Annotated in this window: 14 protein-coding genes; 10 read left to right on the top strand and 4 right to left on the bottom strand. The window is 43.9% G+C overall.

The window, feature by feature from the left end; translation table 11 throughout:
- Positions 1-63: 63 nt before the first annotated feature.
- Complete coding sequence (locus JMX93_RS10060; RefSeq protein ID WP_198332703.1) at positions 64-1,110, top strand: NAD(P)H-dependent flavin oxidoreductase; 1,047 nt, start codon at positions 64-66, stop codon at positions 1,108-1,110.
- Between the two features lies 1 nt (position 1,111).
- Here the strand turns inward: JMX93_RS10060 and JMX93_RS10055 are convergent, their stop codons facing one another.
- Positions 1,112-2,065: an alpha/beta fold hydrolase gene (locus JMX93_RS10055; RefSeq protein ID WP_198332702.1), complete on the bottom strand. Its 954-nt coding sequence runs from the start codon at positions 2,063-2,065 to the stop codon at positions 1,112-1,114.
- 503 nt (positions 2,066-2,568) lie between these two features.
- Between JMX93_RS10055 and JMX93_RS10050 the strand changes: the two genes are divergently transcribed.
- The gene (locus tag JMX93_RS10050; protein WP_198332701.1) at positions 2,569-4,134 is read left to right on the top strand and encodes an MATE family efflux transporter; all 1,566 of its coding nucleotides are present in this window, start codon (positions 2,569-2,571) and stop codon (positions 4,132-4,134) included.
- Positions 4,135-4,342: 208 nt separating this feature from the next.
- Here the strand turns inward: JMX93_RS10050 and JMX93_RS10045 are convergent, their stop codons facing one another.
- Entirely contained in the window at positions 4,343-5,059 is a 717-nt protein-coding gene (locus JMX93_RS10045) for an aspartate/glutamate racemase family protein (protein WP_499204620.1), read from the bottom strand.
- A gap of 190 nt (positions 5,060-5,249) precedes the next feature.
- Between JMX93_RS10045 and JMX93_RS10040 the strand changes: the two genes are divergently transcribed.
- From JMX93_RS10040 to JMX93_RS10005, 8 genes are all read left to right on the top strand, one after another.
- Complete coding sequence (locus JMX93_RS10040) at positions 5,250-6,761, top strand: right-handed parallel beta-helix repeat-containing protein (RefSeq protein WP_499204619.1); 1,512 nt, start codon at positions 5,250-5,252, stop codon at positions 6,759-6,761.
- 52 nt (positions 6,762-6,813) lie between these two features.
- A complete protein-coding gene (locus JMX93_RS10035) occupies positions 6,814-7,068 on the top strand; it encodes a DUF2798 domain-containing protein (protein WP_443214666.1) in 255 nt (84 codons plus the stop codon).
- An 83-nt stretch (positions 7,069-7,151) separates the two neighbouring features.
- The gene (locus tag JMX93_RS10030) at positions 7,152-8,255 is read left to right on the top strand and encodes a DUF2157 domain-containing protein (protein WP_499204618.1); all 1,104 of its coding nucleotides are present in this window, start codon (positions 7,152-7,154) and stop codon (positions 8,253-8,255) included.
- Positions 8,248-9,441 (top strand): DUF4401 domain-containing protein, encoded by a 1,194-nt coding sequence (locus JMX93_RS10025; protein WP_499204617.1) that lies wholly within the window; start codon positions 8,248-8,250, stop codon positions 9,439-9,441. Before JMX93_RS10030 ends, JMX93_RS10025 begins: the two co-directional genes overlap by 8 nt.
- Entirely contained in the window at positions 9,438-10,118 is a 681-nt protein-coding gene (locus tag JMX93_RS10020; RefSeq protein ID WP_499204616.1) for a GDYXXLXY domain-containing protein, read from the top strand. The genes JMX93_RS10025 and JMX93_RS10020 overlap by 4 nt, the downstream gene beginning before the upstream one ends.
- 154 nt (positions 10,119-10,272) lie before the next feature.
- Positions 10,273-11,250, top strand: a complete 978-nt coding sequence (locus tag JMX93_RS10015) for a zinc-binding dehydrogenase (protein ID WP_499204615.1) — start codon at positions 10,273-10,275, stop codon at positions 11,248-11,250.
- A 73-nt stretch (positions 11,251-11,323) separates the two neighbouring features.
- Positions 11,324-12,328 carry a YhdH/YhfP family quinone oxidoreductase gene (locus JMX93_RS10010; protein ID WP_499204614.1) on the top strand — a complete coding sequence of 335 codons (1,005 nt, stop codon included), beginning with the start codon at positions 11,324-11,326 and terminating at the stop codon, positions 12,326-12,328.
- Positions 12,329-12,439: 111 nt separating this feature from the next.
- The gene (locus JMX93_RS10005; protein WP_499204613.1) at positions 12,440-13,246 is read left to right on the top strand and encodes a hypothetical protein; all 807 of its coding nucleotides are present in this window, start codon (positions 12,440-12,442) and stop codon (positions 13,244-13,246) included.
- A gap of 104 nt (positions 13,247-13,350) precedes the next feature.
- Here JMX93_RS10005 and JMX93_RS10000 read toward each other — a convergent pair whose 3' ends face one another.
- Together JMX93_RS10000 and JMX93_RS09995 are read right to left on the bottom strand one after the other, a co-directional pair.
- On the bottom strand, positions 13,351-14,163 hold the full coding sequence (locus JMX93_RS10000) for a hypothetical protein (protein ID WP_499204612.1): 813 nt from the start codon (positions 14,161-14,163) through the stop codon (positions 13,351-13,353).
- A 45-nt stretch (positions 14,164-14,208) separates the two neighbouring features.
- Positions 14,209-14,895, bottom strand: coding sequence for a DUF2628 domain-containing protein (locus tag JMX93_RS09995; RefSeq protein WP_499204611.1), 687 nt, complete (start codon positions 14,893-14,895; stop codon positions 14,209-14,211).
- Positions 14,896-15,206: the final 311 nt, after the last annotated feature.

Raw genomic sequence — 15,206 nt, 5'->3', positions numbered from 1 at the left:
ACGCGCACCGCCTACCTCTGCTACAGTAAGTCATGCAAATATCCTAATAAAAAGGAGCCATTCATGAGCTTACTCAATACGCTTAACCTAATCTATCCGATCATCCAAGCGCCAATGGCAGGCGGTGCTACCACCCCTGAGCTGATTGCAAGTGTCAGTAACTTTGGTGGACTGGGCTCATTAGGCGCTGGTATGACCGCGCCAGACGTTTTGGATAGCCAAATCAATACGATTAAAACCCTGACCGACCGTCCTTTTATGGTCAATCTGATGGTGTTATCTGAGCAGGAGTCGAGCAGCTTTGATACCGCCATGCCTACTTGGCTGAGTAATTATTACCAAGAGCAGAATATAGAATTTACGCTACCCGAACGTCCAGCACAGAGCTTTGCTGAGCAGTTGCAAGTCCTCTATGACAATCCTGTACCTGTCGCCAGTTTTACCTTTGGTATTATCAGCGCCGAGCAAGTTCAGCGTTTACAAAGTATCGGCACGCGAGTCATCGGTACGGCAAACCATCCATTAGAAGCCAAAGCATGGAGCGATATTGGTGCAGATGCGGTGTGTGTACAAGGGGTAGAAGCTGGCGGTCATCGTGGTGGTTGGTTGCCACAAAGTGAAACCGATCCATTGGGATTATTGACACTGATTAGTCAAACGCGTGCTTGCACCGATATTCCGTTAATTGCAGCGGGTGGCATTATGACGGGACAGGGTATCAAAGCGGTACAAGCAGCAGGTGCTGAGCTTGCGCAAATGGGAACGGCGTTTTTGACTACAGATCAGTGCGGTATCAATGATACGTATAAGCAAGCACTCATTGATGCCAGTCAAAGTAGACGCAGTACTGAGACGCGCTTAACGCGACTGTTTTCAGGCAAGCTTGCGCGTGGTTTATTAAACAATTATCTGCGTGATTTTGCCCAATTTGAGAGCGCAGATGCGCTACCGCCCTACCCGCAACTCAATGCCATGACCAAGTTTATGCGGGCGGATGCGACCAAGCATTTGGACGCCGAGCATCTATCACTATGGGCAGGACAAGGCGTCACGTTGGTCAGAGACGAAAGTACAGACGCCTTGCTAACGCGATTAATAAAAGATTTGTGAGTTACTGACCCTTAAGCGTTGCACGAAATTCTTTGTAATCACTGGCCGTCTCTTTTACTGCCTCGACCATCGGCACATGACCGACCTCAGACATCATAATCAGCTGTGCTTGCGGCATCAGTTTGGTCATGATGGCGGCAGTCTCAGGCTTAATAATTTTATCCTCAGTGCCCCAGACGACGAGCGTGGGTATATCGCGCTGCGCGATGACTTTGGCACGTGCTTCCACATTGTCTGCTGTAATCTGCTTGAGGATATTGGCGTGCAGATCTCGGTTGGCGATATTGGTCTGCGCAAAGACGGCTTGCACGGTTTTGGGAATATAAGGCGGCTTGTACATCACGAGATTATACAAAGCAAAATAATCCTCTGTGTTTTGGACCAACAGCGGGCTGTTGTCAAAGCTATCATCATCAAACCTGTCTTTTGGAAACCCTGCTGACCAAAAACCGCCACTGTCGAGTAGCCACAAGCTTTTGACGCTATCAGGATACATGGCGGCATAAGCAACACTGATGGCACCGCCCATTGAGTTACCACCGATATGAATATGAGACGCGACCCCTTTTGCCTGTAGCAGCTCATGTAAACGCTGCGCCTGAGCGTCGGTACGATAGTCAGCTTGCGGCGGTTTACTGGATTCACCAAAACCCAGTAAGTCTGGAATGATCAGATGATAATCGCTCAGCTCTCTCGCGATACGGGTAAAGTTGTCTTTGTTTGCCCCAAACCCATGGATGAGCAGTAACGGCTCGCCGTTGATATTGCCACCTTCTAGATAGGTCATGGTATCGCCAGAGGCCAGCGTCAATACCTTTTTTTCAAGCTTGGCTTTCTTTCGCTCGAACTGTATCAGCTTTTGAGTGGCATTCACCGCAAGCTTATTGAGTGCGGTGGTGCAGGCTATGATGGAAAGACTAAATAGGGCGACAAGGCTTAAACGTTTTAGTGTCATCGAAACATCCTTGTTAGAAATACAGCCAATCCATTATAAAAGCGTTACAGCGTTAACCTCGCTTGAAGTATGACATGTACATCTGAACTCGGCTGCCTTGTACCACTCTTACATTGGATCAACTATAGTATAAAAAGTATTTACGCTATGATTCTAACGATAAACGCTGCTTCATATTTATAAATCTATTACTTTGTAGTCAAATCAGCGTCATCCTTTTCAGGGTTTTTATAATAATCAGGATTTTATAATTAGTAGAAGCCGAGATAGCCTCACATAAGACCCAACATCAAAAGGAAAATAACAAAGTTAGTAACACATTTAGTACTAGGGCTTATGTCAGCACGTGGTTTGCTTACCGTTCTAATAAAAATGGCACGGGCATTGTCATTTATAATAAGCGTTTTTATTCCATGAATCCTAAGTCCGTTATCTAGCATCTTTATTAGGAAGCATTTTTATAATAAACCGAAGCCCACTTGAATGGTGCAAAAGGAAAGACATTGAGCAACACAAGTATTGCCACTGACAAAAGGCGTGACCTCACCGAAGGGTCGATTGCCAAAACGATGCTCCTATTTGCCTTGCCAACCCTTGGATCGTCAGCGCTACAGTCGTTGAACGGCTCCATCAATGCCGTCTGGGTGGGGCGATTTTTAGGAGAAGAGGCGCTCGCTGCGACAGCGAATGGCAACATTTTGATGTTTATACTCATCTCTTTCGTTTTCGGTTTTGGTATGGCTTCTACTATTTTGATTGGTCAGGCCATGGGCCGCCGTGATGAGGCTATGGTCAAAAAAACCATGGGAACAGCGCTTGGGAGCATTATTCCGATCAGTATATTGGTCTCGGCAGTAGGATGGATATTTGCCCCGATGCTACTTAATCTGCTAGGTACGCCGCCAAGCGCTGTAGACCTTGCACTAAGTTACCTGCGGATGATTTTTGTTGCGATGCCCGTCACACTCACGTTTACGCTGATAATGATGGCACTGCGCGGGACAGGCGATTCTACGACGCCGCTTTGGTTTATCATTATATCGGTGGCTCTTGATCTGATTTTGACACCGACACTGATTTTGGGTTTAGGACCCTTTCCCGAATGGGGCATATTTGGCGCAGCCTTCGCAACAGCCACCGCAAATACGCTAGCGCTTATTGGCATGGTCGTCACCATGTACCTACGTGGCTCGGTGCTAACACTTAAGCTGCCAGAGCTGCGCTTTTTGCGTGTAGACCGAGAAATACTAAAGTCGATGTTGTCAAAAGGGCTGCCGATGGGCCTTCAGATGATCGTCATTTCTTCGGCGGCATTGACAATGTTGTCGCTGATAAACCGCGAAGGTGTACAGACCACAGCTGCCTATAGCGCCACCCAGCAACTTTGGACATATGTGCAGATGCCTGCAATGGCGCTAAGTGCCGCAGCCAGCGCGATGGTCGCACAGAATATCGGTGCCAATCAATGGAGTAGAGTCTCAGGGATCACACGATGGGGACTCATCTTTAACGTGATATTGACAGGCGCAATTATCGGGATACTGACCATTTTTGATGGAACCATTCTGGGCTTGTTCCTTGGTAGTGACAGCGAAGCGTTGCCAATCGGACAACATATTCAGTCAATGGCGACATGGGGCTTTGTCTTTTTTGGGATAGCGCAAGTGCTGTTCGGCACCATGCGGGCGAATGGCTATGTGATTTGGCCGCTGATCGTCATGGTGATTTCGATGTACCCGGTGCGCCTTGGGTTTGCTTTTGGGCTTTACCCACTACTGGGAGAAGATGCGCTTTGGCTGTCGTTCCCAGCAGGCATGGTAGCCACCGCGCTGATGGGGGCAGGACTATATGTGCATGGCGGATGGCGCAAGGGTAAAAAATTGGTCGCAGAAGAGGCTGCTCAAGGGGCTGAGGGGTATCGCGCACATGGTGGTACCTCTGCATCGTGCCGTGATATTGCACCGACGACTGTGTGGAAACTGTTCCCTTTACGCCGTATTACAAGGTTACATCGACGACTTCGCAGACGACTTTATAGGCACCGCATGATCAAGAATAATAAAGGATAATAGCTTGGTTATATACGCTTAGCTTGATGGCTCTTGATCATTACGGCTTTTGTTAATCGGTATGGCGAATAAACTGTCCATAATACTTACTTATTACCGCATATACTAAATCCAGTGATAAGTAAGCCAGAGGTTGACATAACTTTGGCATATCAAAAAGCACCGTATGTAAAAATCTTTGCTGGGCTAAGCGTTGACTGGTAAAACATTACAACGTTGTATCAGCCAATAAAAAATCTACTGCGGCGGCGGCATGAATCGCTGTGGTATCAAATACAGAGATCGGGCTGTCTGCTTGCGTGATCAATAGACCAATCTCAGTACAGCCTAGTATCACGCCCTCTGCTCCTTGCTCAGCAAGTCCGTTGATGACATCGATATAATATTGGCGTGAGCTGTCTTTAAAATCACCGACGCACAGCTCTTTTTTGATGATACGGTGTACCTCTGCACGCTCGTCCTCGGCAGGTATCAACACTTCTAGCCCTGCATCAATCAGACGCTGCTTATAAAAATCTTGGGTCATCGTAAACTGCGTACCTAATAACGCTATTTTGCTGAGATTTTGTGTTTTGATGGCATCAATAGTGGCATCTGCAATATGAATCAACGGCAGGTCTGTGGCTGATTGTACATCGTCGAATAATTTGTGCATGGTGTTAGAAGCAATCATGAGCCCTTGTGCACCCGCAGCTTGCAAGCGTTTACCGCTACTCGCCATCATTATCCCTAATTCCTCCCAGCGGCCTTGCTCCTGCAACTCATTAATCAGCGCAAACTCCACGCTATGAATCAATAAATCCGCTGAATGTAATCCACCCAATTCAGCTTTGATGCCTTCGTTAATGATGCGATAGTAGCTTTCGGTACTCTCCCAACTCATACCACCGATGATGCCTAGTGTTCGCTGTGCTTGATATGCCATTTGATTTTCCTATTTATAGTTTAGTCTTGGTTATCATAGATTATCGTCGAAAAATAGACTATAAATAATGAACTATTTTTCATTATTATTTTTGAGGTAGCTTTTAAAACTGCCCTATCAAAACTACTCCTATATTATTCACTCTTTTGTTCACCAATATTCTATGCCTATTACACTACAAGGAAGTATTATGAAGACGATTCAGTCAACGCTGTATTCAAAGATTCATTTATCGACATTATTACCGATTGGCTTACTTGCATCCATAGTGGTTCTATTGCCTGCTTGCGGTGGTGGCGACTCAGATACAGATTCAAGCGCTTCAACGCCTCCTACCACTGCTGAACCAGCCACGCCCGCAACACCAAATATCCCAACACTGCCTGAAGCGGCGACGCCAATATCTAGTGGCCAAGCGTTTTATGATCGCAGCTCAGCCCTTGATGACTTAACGCTCGATGACAGTACGCGTAAACATATCTATGTGGCGACAACAGGTAGCGATAATGCTTCAGGTAGTGCGAACTCGCCAGTACTGACGCTACAAAGAGCGGCAGATCTCGCCACTGCTGGCACAACGGTACATATTGCCGCCGGTACTTATAAAGGGCCTGTCTATATTGAAAATTCTGGCACACTAGCGCAGCCTATTGTTTTTGAGCCAATGCCATCCGCAAAAGTTGTCGTTACAGGCACACCAAGCACTGACGATGAGCATTTGATTCATATCGAAAACCAAGCTTATGTGATCATTCGCGGTTTAGAATTTACCAAATTTTGGACGAGCAACGATCAGATTACACCCATTGCGATCTATGTCACTGGTAGTAGTCATAATATCCTCATCGAAAATAACTATATTCATAATCTAGGCACGCGCGCTGACACTGAGGATGGTAATGCGCATGGCATTGCGGTGTACGGTACTAAGCCTATTAAGGATATTCAGGTCAATAATAATCGAGTCGAAAACCTCAGCTTAGGTCGTAGTGAAGCGATCGTACTCAATGGGGATGTGACTAACTTTGAAGTGAACCGTAACCAAGTCAACAATAACAATAATATTGGTATCGACATCATTGGTTTTGAAGGGACAGCAGAGACCGATAATGACTATGCCAGACGAGGCGATATCATCGGCAATACAGTCACGCGCAATAGCATCGTTGGTAACCCCGGCTACAAAGGTGATGATCCTTCAGCGGGTGGTATTTATGTCGATGGTGGTAAACAAGTATTTATTCAGAACAATACCGTGACTGGTAATGATATTGGTATTGAAGTCGCCAGTGAAAACTTTCAAAAGTTGACAGAAGAAGTCTGGGTAGAAGGCAATACGGTCACCAATAGCAGCTATGCTGGTCTCGCAGTCGGTGGCTATGATGAGCAACGTGGCGGCGTCAGACAAATCACCCTTATTAATAATACGGTCACCAATAATGACCTTGGTAAACAACAAGGTGGTCAGCTGCTACTGCAATTTAATATTCAAAAATTAAGTGTTAAGAATAATACATTTACTAGCTCGCCCTCACGCTATATGATCGTTGCCAATCAGATTGATCGCGGTGAAGTCAGCTTTGACAATAACCGTTATCTCCCTCAAAACAGCAATTTATCGTTAATATGGGTACTCGGCAACAGAGAGTTTAGTAGTAGTACCGCTTTTGAGAACTGTGCAGTATTGCTACAATGCAAATAGCCTATCAATGTTTAATATGCCCTAACCTTTTATTACCGAAATAAGTAAAACTATGAGCAAAATACCCACCATCAGAATCCGCACTCGCCGCAAATACTATCGCCTTATCTTTACCGGTCTTATGGCACTGATGATGTCACTGATTATCTCGTCAGCATTGCTACTCGTCAAAGTAGGTTATGTCGACGGCTTCTTTACGGAGCTGATGCATTCGTGGGGACTGGCGTTTATTTTTGCGTGGCCGAGTGCTTATGTGTGTGCCTATATGGTGCAAGAGCATGTGCTTAGTAAGATTGAGTTTTATTAAGTAAGCATCTACAAACTTTAGTATACCCCTACCTCATAAAAAAGCTAAGATAAGCGATATCATCTTTTTATATAGAGGACGCTATGAGCCAACCACGGCGTACTATCGAGCATTTGCTTAAGCAAGGCATACTGCCATTAGAGCACGCCAACGATGCAGCGCTTCATTTGCAAGTCTATCCTAGTAGACGCTCATGGCTGGTCTTTTTTGATAAAACCCTACTGATTATCGGAGCAATCGCGCTGGTATTGTCCCTTGTGTTCTTTATCGCTTATAACTGGTTGCATATGGGCAAAATGGGCAAGTTCGCTTTGGTCGAAGGGGCGTTGGTTGTCACTATCGCCTTGTACGTTGCACTATCTTTTAGGCGACGGTTTCAGCTTATTCGTCAATTATTATTGCTCATTGCCAGCGTGATTACTGGTAGCTTGTTGGCTTTATTTGGGCAGGTGTATCAAACGGGTGCGGATACGTGGCAGCTGTTTTTTGGTTGGGCAGTATTGATTATTCCTTGGGTAATTATCGCCCACTTCCCTGCACTATGGCTGCTGTGGTTAGGGCTAATCAATGCCTGCTTAACCCTCTATTTGCCTCTCACAAACATTCAATTTAGTGATGATAGTTTGCAAAGCGTGTTTTATGTAGCAACCCTTGCGCTAGTGAATCTCGTTGCTCTGTATTCTTGGCTCATGAGTTTTGATGATAGACGCCCTGCTGCTAGCAAATTTTCTGGTTATATTACTGATAAACGACTCAGCTCAACCAATGTTATTGGTCACTCTAATACCAACCCTAGCCTGCACTGGAGCACTTATGTCGTTGGTCTATTAAGCACCATCTTCATGACTTATCTAGCGATTGTCACCGTTTTTGATAGTGTTAATATCTGGGCAATATTTATCTCTGTTACTGTGTGGTTAGGCTGGTGCGGCTTTATATATTGGCAGTTTCGTCAGCGCCGCATTGATTTGCTCATGCTCACTTACCTATCATTTTCTATCATTGTTGTGGTGATGTTTTGGCTAGGTAAATGGCTGTTAGATGGCTTTGACGCAGGCGGATTTTTGATTTTATCATTGGTGCTGATTGGGCTGAGCTCTACAGCGGTCATCTGGCTGCGCCACGTGTCACAGTTAGACAATGAACATCAAACTGGCACCATAAATAAAGGCGCTGACCATGAATAGTGATAAGCAGACGCTGATTGCCTTAAAAAACCTTGGTCTGATTGATGCCAAGGGGGGCAATATTGACACGGTTGACGAACATATTGCCACGGTAGATGGCGATGATCTCCGCCAAATAAATAACGATCACCCGTGGTTTTTACAAGTGTTTTTTGGGGTTAGTGGGATTTTAGCCAGTCTGTTCTTTGTTGGCTTTTTATCGTTGTTATTAGATAGCACTGGTGCGCTCGATAGTATGCCTGCTTTACTGATTATCGGGGCATCATTAAACGCTGCTGGTTTTGCGCTATTTAGAAACAAGCAAGGTGGTGATAATACCTTTATCAGCAGCTTGGCATTTGCCATCAGTATTGCGGGTCAAGCGTACATTGCTTTTGCCTTGTTAAGTAATGATTTACCGCAGCCTTTAGACGCTTGGTTGTTTTTACTGGCACAAGGCGTTATGACCTTTATCGTGCCCAACCGTGTCTATCGAATATTAGGTAGCCTAGTCACGCTAAGCCTCATGGTCTATTTGCTGAATTACTATCATCTGCCTGAGGTCAGTTTGGGACTATTGGCGATGATTGCGATCGTCACTAATTTACAACGCGATATGTTATTACAGCGAACCCCGACTCAATGGCGAGCGGGTAGTTTTGACATAATCAAGGCGATGGGTTACGCCAGCGCGCTCATGCTGTTATGCGTCTCTGTTTATTTTATCGCCGCTGAATATGGAAATAGCTTTAATGGTTATAATGCACCTTTCAGCTATCATTACTATTTGGCTCAAGGGCTGCTCATCCTTGCCAGCCTTTATGCCGCTTACCTTATTCTCAAACGCTATCGTGTCACACTGCTATCAACAGCAGGTGGTATCATTGTCTGCGCTATCATTGTATTAGGTATCACGTCGGTCTATATCTCAGGACTGCTCGCGACCAGTTTGATTATTATCATCGCAACGGCCAATAGCCAACGTGCGCTGTTGGGACTTGCTATCATCGCTTTAGTCAGCTATATATTTTGGTATTACTACCAGCTCGATACTTCATTACTAATCAAATCTCTCTCAATGCTCATCGTCGGACTGACCATGCTGATGGTGCGTTGGCTATTGATCAAACGCTATTTCGCAAACTCCCTTATCAACGATACTGATTTGACAATAAGCGCCAACGATCATCAGGAGCGCCTATCATGAAAAATAAGATTTTGACTAAGCGCTTGATTAATGACACGTCACCATCCACCCATTGGCTAAAAAAACGAGCCGTTACGATTACCATTGCCCTACTTGGATTAGCCTTGATATTGATTGTAATGACGATGAATATCATCAAATACGAAACCCATCTCACCACTGGCAAAACGGTATTATTAGCGCTCGCACCGATTGATCCCCGTGGCTTTATGCAAGGTGATTATATGGCGTTAAGTTATGCGCTGGAGCGCGATATTTTTGATGCCATGCGCTCAAAGCATCCTCATTCAACACCAGACGAATTAGATTCAGAACTAGATGTAGAATTAGACGATCTTGATGCAGATTTTCGTATTTATGAGCCAAGCGACGGTTATGTGATTGTGAGACTTGATGGCAATAATGTGGGGCATTTTGTGCGCCTAGCAGATAGCAATGACGGTGATAAATTGGCCGCTGATGAAATAGCCATTCATTACCGCGCCCGTAATGGCAACATACAGCTGGCTACCAACGCATTTTTCTTTCAAGAAGGCCATGCTAAGGCGTTTGAAGCGGCTGAATATGGTCTGTTTCGTGTGAATGACAAAGGCGAGCCATTACTCACGGATATGGTAGACGCTGATTTTACAGTCATCGTCGGCGACATAAGCCAAGAGGATAAAGCCTCTCATTAGACGTTCATAAGTTACTTCTTATTCGTTACTTCTTATTCATTATTAAGCACGATACGTGCAACGCATAACATTCCTTAACTAAAGTAACATTGAGGGTACTGAGACAAACTTGTTACTGTTGCTCACGACTTAAAAATAAATAAAGGAAATGATTATGCGTAGCGCAACTTATAGTACCTTCGGTAAACCATCTGACGTCCTCAGTTTAGGTGACACGCCTATTCCTGAACCAAAAGCCAATGAAGTCCGAGTCAAAACCATACTCGCCTCTATCCACAACCATGACTTATTAACCATTCGCGGTCAATATGGCTTCAAACCTGAGCTGCCAGCGATTGGTGGTAGCGAAGCGGTCGGCATTATCGATGCCGTCGGTCAGGATGTCAAAGACTTAAAAGTTGGTCAGCGCGTGGCGGCAGCGAGCGTACAAGCGACATGGGCAGAGTATTTTGTCGCCTCAAAGGACATGGTATTTGTCATGCCTGACAGCTTAGTTGACGAAATGGCGGCACAGCTCATTGCGATGCCACTTAGCGCGCTGATGCTGATTGAGTTTTTAGAACTAGAAAGCGGCCAGTGGGTGATCCATAATGCCGCCAATGGTGCGGTCGGCAAATCACTCGCCATGCTAGCCGCCGCGCGTGGTATTAATACTATTAATGTCGTGAGAAGTGGCGATGCTATCAAGGAATTAGAAGCACTGGGTATCAAGCATAATATCAGCACCTCAGATGATGACTGGAAAGACCAAGTAAAAGCCATCCTTGGTGATAAAAAAATCAGTGCCGCGGTTGATTCTATCGGTGGTGAGTCTAGTAATGATCTGCTAGCGTTACTGGGTCATGGTGGCACATTGGCCTCGTTTGGCATCATGTCAGGCAAACCCATGGTGCTAGATCCAACCCATATTATTTTTAAACAAGCGATAATTAAAGGCTTTTGGGGCAGTAAAATCAGTCAAGAGATGAGCGTTGAAAACAAACAGCGTTTGATTGATGAGCTGATCGAACGTGCTAACAATGGCAATTTAAAACTGCCCGTTGAAGCAACGTTTGATTTGGCGGATATCGTCAAGGCCGTCGATGGCAAATTGCAGGCAAGTAAGAATGGTAAGGTGTTGTTAAAAGCATGAATGACTGTCTTACATACCTCTATGTAATTGCAAATAAAGACGCACACCAAAAAACCTCATTAGGAATAATATTATGTCTAATAATAAAACCTTTAAAGCCTTAGTCGTCGAAGAAAATACCGACGGCACCTTTAGCAAAAGTATCCAAGAACGCAACGTCAGCGACTTGCCAGAAAATGACTTGTTGATAGAAGTGCATTATTCATCGCTCAATTATAAAGATGCCATGTCGGCATCGGGTAATAAGATGATTACCAAAAACTATCCGCATACTCCTGGTATCGATGCAGCAGGCGTCGTTGTCAGCGACAAATCAGGCACGTTTACCGCAGGGCAAGAAGTGTTGGTATTCGGCTATGATCTCGGTATGGATACGGATGGCGGTCTGGGTCAGATGATCTCTATACCTGCCGATTGGGCATTACCCTGCCCAGAAACGCTGACGTTAAAAGAAGCAATGACTTACGGTACGGGCGGCTTAACCGCAGCACTCAGTATCCAAAAACTAGAAAAAATGGGCGCAAAACCCAGTGATGGTCCAGTCGCGGTAACTGGTGCAACAGGCGGCGTCGGTACCATCAGCATCGCTATTTTGAGTCAGCTGGGTTATGAGGTGATTGCCTTCTCAGGTAAGCCAGATCAAAGCGAGCATTTAAAAGCATTGGGCGCGAGCGAAGTGCGTCATCGCGATACCATCAATGAAATCGGTAACAAGCCTATCGGCCGTGAGCTATGGGCAAACGCCATTGATACCATTGGCGGCGACTACTTACCCAACCTGCTAAAGCAAACCAAATCTGGCGGTGCGGTGACCAGTTGTGGTTTAGCAAGCGGCGCTGAGTTTTCGATGTCGGTGATACCTTTTATTACCCGCGCGGTGTCATTATTGGGTATCGATTCGGTGTATATTCCACTGGCTGATAAAGAAGCTATTTGGCAGCGTGTCGCGACTGATATGAAACTGCCTAATCTTGAAAGCTATGGCGAAGAGATTACGCTAGAGCAAACGCCAGAATACCTAGATCGCTTTATGTCTAGCAAAGTAGTTGGGCGTTATGTGGTAAATGTGAAGGGTTAGGTTTTGGTTTAGAAGCTAAACTATATTATCATCGGTGGTGTTCTTTATTTTGAAGAGCGCCGCTTTTTTATTTTAAAGAATAGTTGTAAGTTTTTTAGCCAAGGAATTATTATGTTTATAGTAAATATCGAATACCCAGGAACTTGGCTAGAATTGCCAAATAGAGAAGATGTATCTGAGCTAACAAGTATTATTTCATCGATGGAAACAACAATAATAGATATGGCTATTACCCTTACAATGTTCATGGATTGTCAGCAAAAATCTTATTTGGAACATACTTCAGATAATGTGGAGGATCCATGGGAGCGCGATAGGCAGTTACGCATGCATATAGAAAAAGATTATCGTGATGGATTAGACGATGAAAATGATTTTTATACTAATCATGAATATCATCGAGCTAAAACTGAAAAACTCTATAGACAGGAAAAGTTAAATTCGGGAGAAGTACCAAGAAGTTATAAGAACCGCTTTTCATTCATCCATGCCCATAGCTTCCTATCTTCAGCAGATACATTCTATAAATACTTGTCTGTTCTATCAAGAGAAAAAAACCTTAAAAATGTCAAAGTTATAAAACAGCAATTTGAAGATACTTTCCCCACACTTTCCAAAATACGTAATAGTGCTCAACATTCTGAGGATCGAATTAGAGGATATGGTAAGCCTGCAGATTTAAGAAAAAAGATTAAGATGGATTTGAAGCCAATTGACAATGGATTTATTAAAGCAGAAGGTGGGGTTCTAGCGCTTAGTAATTTGAATGGTAATCGACTTGGGTACACAATAGACGATGGATCTTATCAAGAGTTCGAGGTTAGTGAGATTACTCTTGGCAAAGTAGCGGATTTATTTCAGAGTTTAATTAATAGTTTTCAGTGGAGCGGTCCTACTAGCATTAGCCCGCATATATAACCCCCAGCATTGAACAGTTTTTAGATCAAAAAAAACACCCAACCAAGTTGAGTGTTTTTTATGGCGATACAGAATGAGTCTAACTGTCATAACTTTCTCAACAACTAGCCACACGCCCAGTCAAAATTATTATTCAGCAAATCAATTTGACCATTACCACCGCCCATATTGGCATCGCCAAGTGCTTCTTCAAACTCAATATAAAAAGGGCTAAATTCTGGCATTGCTTGAATAGGATTGGCTGTACCACCAAAGTGATTTTTTGCATGAAATCTATCAAGTTTTAATACGTCGCCTTTTGTAGAAAACATAGGAACATAAGCATTCTCATCGTCTTCATCTGCCCATTCAGTTAGCGCTTTACCAATATTAGGATCATCTGTTCGAGTAACTTGCTTAATGAACTGAGCGGGTTTATCTGTAATAAAACAGGTACTCCCCCACTCTTCTACTGCATAGTTTGGATGCACACTTTTATCTCTATCAGGCAGTGGTGTAGATTCACCATGGAACTCTGCTTCCGTTAGCCAAATTAACGCCCAGCCACCACCAATAATATCTTCAAGATATATTTCTTGAGGGTGACGATGGTTAGCATAGCGACTCAGTGACACCCAAAAATTCTCAGCGTCTGTATGATTCACCTCAGTGAGGTTCGTAATCAAATCTTCAACACCATCTATAGTGTCAGCAGTATGATCATCCGCTTGAAAGAATGAGATTGCCACAAAGTCCTGACCTTTTACGCGATACACTTCAGGTACTAATATCGTCCATAAGTGCGCCATCGGTAGACCGTTGCTCCTACTTCGTGGCCATTGATCAGTAGTAATACCAACAGGACGTCCAAAGGCCCAACCTTGTCCGTGATTGTTATCCGTTAGCTCCAAATCATATGCTTGTTTTAATGGTTCCATTGCTCTTGTCTCGCATCCTTAGATTAACCTTATTGATTAGACGTACTACACCAACCAAAACCAATCAGGGGCAAACAAGTAGGACATACCCATTGATAGTAAAACCGCCAATATACTACCCACAATTGCGCCAACCCATGACGTACCACCCTTTGCCGCTAGTTCCTGTTCAAGCATCGCTGGGTCTGCTGTGTTGCTCATGACTTTTTTTATATTTTTGACGCTATGATTAAAGTAAAAATAATTACCTAAAAGTCCTGTTAATACTGCCCATGCGATAAAAAAGCTGGTTTGACCTATCGAGCTATACATTTCCATACCGAGCAGATGCATTAAAATCAAATCGACCGTATTTATACCAACCACAATACACAAGGCTACTAGGTACATTTTACGATAGCATAACCACGATGTTCCCAATAGCAGTCCGGCAATATTAAAACTGTGAATGCTCGAACCATCATTATTGACTTCTAAACGTGGCTCACTGTCCTTAAACCATTTATTACGGTAGAAATCATCATACTTTTTACCAACGAAGGCCGCCAGTAAAGTATCAGCTGTCTCAGAGTCAGAGGATGATGTGTTTTTCGTGCTTTGCGCATCTTTAGAAATATTAACTGCCGTTAACGGTGGCGGTGTTTGTGCTTGAACGTCAGAGATCTGATGCCCACATTTTGAACAAACTCCTGCCTCACTTGAATTTTCTTGATTACAGTTATTACAAAGCATCTTATCCCTTAGTTTTACCAAACGGTTTGTGGTTTTATCGCAACTTCAATAATTAAAAGTCAATTAAAGTTTGCTATATTATAGATAATAAAGACAAATGTTCAATGAAAAATTAGAGGATTCTTAGCTACCCGTTTGTTTTAACCAAAAAAAACACCCAACCAAGTTGAGTGTTTTTTTATTTACGACAAGCTGTATATCAATTCAAAAAATTTGAGTAGCGAGGAAAACGAGTGATAGCACTACATCAAGTAGGCTGAACGAGTTTGACGATGCTAATCAGTTTTTTAGTTTGATAGCTTTTATTAAGT

Source organism: Psychrobacter muriicola 2pS (assembly GCF_904846535.1).
GTDB classification, from domain to species: Bacteria; Pseudomonadota; Gammaproteobacteria; order Pseudomonadales; family Moraxellaceae; genus Psychrobacter; species Psychrobacter aquimaris.
Note: the sequence above shows the minus strand (reverse complement) of the source record. Positions and strands in the feature narration are given on the sequence as shown.